Source organism: Mameliella sp. LZ-28 (genome assembly GCF_012274245.1).
Lineage (GTDB): Bacteria > Pseudomonadota > Alphaproteobacteria > Rhodobacterales > Rhodobacteraceae > Antarctobacter > Antarctobacter albus.
The window spans coordinates 1-943 of sequence record NZ_JAANYX010000027.1 but is presented as its reverse complement, the minus strand read 5'-3'; the positions used below and the strand labels follow the sequence as shown (position 1 = coordinate 943).

General features: G+C 57.4%; 1 rRNA gene. It reads left to right on the top strand.

The features are described from left to right. Positions 1-943: ribosomal RNA gene (locus G9Q80_RS15270) — 23S ribosomal RNA — on the top strand; the annotation flags it as partial.

Below are 943 nucleotides of genomic sequence, written 5' to 3'. Positions count from 1 at the left end.
ACCTTCGAAGGCTAAGTACTCCTTGCTGACCGATAGCGAACCAGTACCGTGAGGGAAAGGTGAAAAGCACCCCGACGAGGGGAGTGAAACAGTACCTGAAACCGAACGCCTACAATCAGTCGGAGCTTGACTGGACTCTAATGACAATCTGGGCCATGACCCTGTGAAAACAGGAGATTATCATGGCTGATGGAACCTTCGCGGTGCTTCTGATCGTGCTCGGCCTGGCCGACATGAACCGAAACCACTGCGGAACGGACGGCGGCTGCCTCGGGCGGTCGGATGTCCAGCCACGCCTGGCCATCTCGGCCGGCGAAGTGGTCGAACGGCGTGCCAAACCATCCGCGGAAACCTACCTGCGTTACGATACCGGCCAAAAGATCGGTCCCTTCGGACAGGCAGTTGGTCTCTCGGTCGGCGAGAAGGGCGAAACCTGGGCGGGCTACGGCGCGACCTACAGGATCGGTCTGTGGAACACGCCACTCTATGCGGAGCTGCACACCATGCCGGGGATCTACCTCGACAATGGCGGCTTCGACCTCGGTGGACCGATCGAGTTTAGGTCGGGGATCGAATTGGGGTGGGAAAACGACCGAGGTTGGCGCTTTGCCATCAGTTACGATCATCGCTCGAACGCGGAGATCTACGACAACAACCCGGGCATCGAGACGGTGCAGTTCCGGGTCAGTGTTCCAACCAGATGAAAGCTCCAGGAATGGAGAGGTGTGGGCTCTCGTGACATTGCTGCGCAATGCACTGTCGCCCACCCGTCAGCATCCTCCGGATGCGACGTGATTGTCATTAGTGTCCAGTCTTGTGACGGCGTACCTTTTGTATAATGGGTCATCGACTTGGTCTATCTAGCAAGCTTAAGCCGATAGGTGTAGGCGCAGCGAAAGCGAGTCTTAATAGGGCGTCGAGTTAGATGGATCAGACCCGAAAC